This window comes from Microbacterium sp. HMWF026 (assembly GCF_003061325.1).
Classification (GTDB): Bacteria; Actinomycetota; Actinomycetes; order Actinomycetales; family Microbacteriaceae; genus Microbacterium; species Microbacterium testaceum_E.
In genome coordinates this window covers 1-3,392 of record NZ_QAJB01000283.1, presented here as the reverse complement: position 1 = coordinate 3,392, position 3,392 = coordinate 1, and the positions used below count along the sequence as shown (strand labels likewise).

The 3,392-nt window shown below is 67.8% G+C and carries 3 protein-coding genes and 1 pseudogene; 1 reads left to right on the top strand and 3 read right to left on the bottom strand.

The genetic code is table 11. From position 1 onward, the window contains the following. Positions 1–847 (bottom strand): hypothetical protein (locus tag DBR36_RS10905; RefSeq protein ID WP_108319299.1); only part of this gene is annotated, 847 nt, incomplete at its 3' end. Between the two features lie 589 nt (positions 848–1,436). Here DBR36_RS10905 and dnaB point away from each other — a divergent pair. Further along, positions 1,437–2,816: a replicative DNA helicase gene (dnaB, locus tag DBR36_RS10900; protein WP_375136074.1), complete on the top strand. Its 1,380-nt coding sequence runs from the start codon at positions 1,437–1,439 to the stop codon at positions 2,814–2,816. Positions 2,817–2,825: 9 nt separating this feature from the next. Here the strand turns inward: dnaB and DBR36_RS18360 are convergent, their stop codons facing one another. After that, positions 2,826–2,957 carry a hypothetical protein gene (locus tag DBR36_RS18360; RefSeq protein ID WP_258222737.1) on the bottom strand — a complete coding sequence of 44 codons (132 nt, stop codon included), beginning with the start codon at positions 2,955–2,957 and terminating at the stop codon, positions 2,826–2,828. 120 nt (positions 2,958–3,077) lie between these two features. Next, a pseudogene (locus DBR36_RS18355) lies at positions 3,078–3,392 on the bottom strand (hypothetical protein); the annotation flags it as partial.

Here is a 3,392-nt window from a genome sequence, read left to right as displayed (position 1 = left end):
GGTCGGCGAGGGCGGTGGTCGAGACCGAGGGGGCGAGGGATGCCGTGGCCTCGACGGCCGCGTCGGGGGACCCGGGGAGATCCGTCGTGGGCAGGCCGGGGAGCTCGGGGAGGTTGACACCGGGCGTCTGGGGGAGCGGGCTGGTGCCGCCGCCGGTCTGCGTGCCGCCGGGGATCGTGGGGATCACCGGGTCGACGCCCGGCAGCTCGCCCACGACGACCGGCAGGGTCTCGTCGACGGTGTCGCCGACGCCCGTGACGACCTCGCCCAGGCCGGTGCCCTCGACGACCGCGCCCACGATGGGGAGGGACTCGAGGGTGTCGACGACGGGGTGCAGGACACCACCGACGATGCCCGAGTCGGCGACTCCTGAGACGACGTCTCCGACGACGCCGACCGTGCCGCTGACGGCGCCGTTCGCGGTGTCGCCGACCGTGTTGACGGTGTCGACCACCGCGGGAACGACGGCCGGGATCACGGCGGGAACGGCCTCGACGGTGGAGGTGACGGTCTCGGCGACGGGTGCGGGAAGAACCTGCGTGGTCGTTTCGACGACGGGCTGAGCGGTCTCGACGACCGTCTCGGCAACCGGGGTGACGACCGTCTCGACGACCGGTTGAGCCGTTTCAGCGACGGGAGTGACGACGGTCTCGACGGCTCCGCCGGCGGTGTCGGTGACGCCGTTGACGGTCGATCCGACGGCCCCGAGCAGGCCGCCTCCGTCGTCCGCGGACGCGGAGGACGTGGACGAGAAGAGCGACAGGACGGCGAAGCCGAGGATCGCGAGCACGCCGAGAAGCAGCGCCCGCGCGAATCGCGGTGCCCCTCTGTCCAGCGTGTCGTTCACGATTCGCCCCCCATAGGTGAATGGCCGTGAGGGGGCGACGCTACGCCGCGGATCGGGGCTCCGAAAGAGCGCGGGTGAAATCTCAGTAGTCCCCGTACTACGTAGGTATGACGGCGAAGTGTGACGTTCGACACGCCGGGCGGATGAAAAAACTTGACAGCGAGGCGTCCGACTGGGTACGCCGCGGCCGAGTTATCCCCCGGGTTGTACACATGTGGAAGCCCTAGCGCACAACCTTCAAGCCGAAGTTCACGCGGGTTTTCGACAGGAAACCTGTGGAGAAAGAAAGGCCCGGCCAAGCGTCTTTTCGGAGCGCAATTTTGTATCCATCCACCGAGTTCTCCACAGTAGTTGTGCACAGACACGGCGGCGTTTCCCGCAAACTCTCCACAGAGTTATCCACAGGGTCATTTGCATGTGGAGAAGGTGGTATCTAGCGTGGGTGCAGCCCCTCGGGCCCTGGGTTCACGAGCCGCGCGCGTCGATGTCGGACGTCGGTGAAACCATCGCTCCCGAGGCCGTTCCACCTCTCGCCGCAGGTTCTCACGCGCGCGCGAGGCGCACGGCGCGGCCACCGCCCGAGAACCGAATGGAGAGCCTGTTGTCGATCGCTGACATCGCCGAAGAGCGTCTCGGAAAAGCCCCGCGTCCCGAGCGGACGCCCCCGCACGACATGCTCGCCGAGCAGAGCGCGCTGGGCGGCATGCTGCTGTCGAAGGACGCCGTCGCCGACGTCATCGAGACGCTGCGCGGCCCCGACTTCTACGTGCCCAAGCACGAGCTGATCTTCGAGGCGATCCTCACGCTCTACTCGCACGGCGAGCCGACCGACGTCGTCGCCGTGACCGACGAGCTCATCAAGACCGGTGAGCTGCAGCGCGCCGGGGGGGCGGACTACCTGCACACGCTCACCTCGATCGTTCCGACCGCGGCCAACGCCGGCTATTACGCGTCGATCGTGTCGGAGCGCGCCATGCTGCGCCGCCTGGTCGAGGCCGGTACCCGCATCGTGCAGATGGGTTACGCCGGCGAGGGTGACCCGGTCGAGCTGGTCAACAGCGCGCAGGCCGAGATCTACAACGTGTCGGGCGACGACAGCGCCGAGGACTACATCCCCCTGACGATGGCGGTGGATGCCGCGGTCGAAGAGATCGAGGCCGCTCGCGGTCGCGACGGGTCGATGACCGGCATCCCCACCGGCTTCGCCGGCCTCGACCAGCTGACCAACGGTCTGCACCCGGGGCAGATGATTGTGCTCGCCGCGCGTCCCGCCATGGGTAAGTCGACGCTCGCGCTCGACTTCGCCCGTGCCGCCGCGATCAAGTCGAACGCCCCGTGCATCTTCTTCTCGCTCGAGATGGGCCGCAGCGAGATCGCGATGCGCCTCTTGAGCGCCGAGGGCCAGATCCCTCTGCAGAGCATGCGCAAGGGGACCCTGGACTCACGCGACTGGACCACCGTCGCCGCCACCCGCGGTCGCATCAACGACGCTCCTCTCTATATCGACGACAGCCCCAACATGACGCTCGTCGAGATCCGCGCGAAGTGCCGTCGCCTCAAGCAGCGCGAGGGTCTGAAGATGGTCGTCATCGATTACCTGCAGCTGCTCACGAGCGGTAAGCGCGTCGAGTCGCGCCAGCAGGAGGTCAGTGAGTTCTCGCGTGCGCTCAAGCTGATGGCCAAGGAACTGCAGGTTCCCGTCATCGCGCTGTCGCAGCTGAACCGTGGTGCCGAGCAGCGCGCCGACAAGAAGCCCGCCCTGTCGGACCTGCGCGAGTCGGGCTCGATCGAGCAGGATGCCGACATGGTGGTGCTGCTGCACCGCGAGGCGGCGTATGAGAAGGACTCACCTCGTGCGGGCGAGGCGGACCTGATCGTGGCGAAGCACCGTAACGGGCCGACCGACACCATTACCGTCGCGTTCCAGGGGCACTATTCGCGGTTCGCGGATATGGCGCCGGGGATGTGACGCCGAGGCTTACGGCTTCCAGAACCCCAGGGTGCACAGCAGCACGGTCTCGTCGTCGGCACCCGCCGGCGGCTCGATAGCCGGCGGGAAGACACCCCACTGGCGCCACTCGTCGGCATGCGGGGTGACGTGTTCGTTCATACCCTCGATGAGCTCAGGGGAGAGGTGAAACGGGATGCCGAACTACTTTGTGATCGACCACGCCTGGAACGCCCGGTACGTCGCGAGGTGCGCGAACCCCTCGTCGGCCGGGTAGTCGCTCTAGGTGAAGTGGAAGGTGTCCACGAACTCACCCGCGCGGACCGCGGCCGTGGCCTTGTCGTTGAGGGCGTCGAACGAGGCGACCGGATCGTCGCCCAACAGGTCGGCATCGGCGAACGGATCGCCGTCGGCGGCCGCGCGCCCGACGATCACGTCGGGAACCCAGGCTTCGTCGTAGGCATGGCGCCCGAGGATGCCGAGCAGCGTCGGCGACTCGAGCTGACTCGATTCCCTCGGCACGGGGGAGGAGAAGTCGGCGGGGTTGATCCGATCGACGACCTCTCGGAGCGCGGCGTCGGCATGGAGGAAGAGAGG

Coding starts and splice junctions, on each gene's coding strand:
- dnaB (WP_375136074.1), top strand. CDS start 1,437: ATGGAGAGCCTGTTGTCGATCGCTGACATCGCCGAAGAGCGTCTCGGA.
- DBR36_RS18360 (WP_258222737.1), bottom strand. CDS start 2,957: ATGAACGAACACGTCACCCCGCATGCCGACGAGTGGCGCCAGTGGGGT.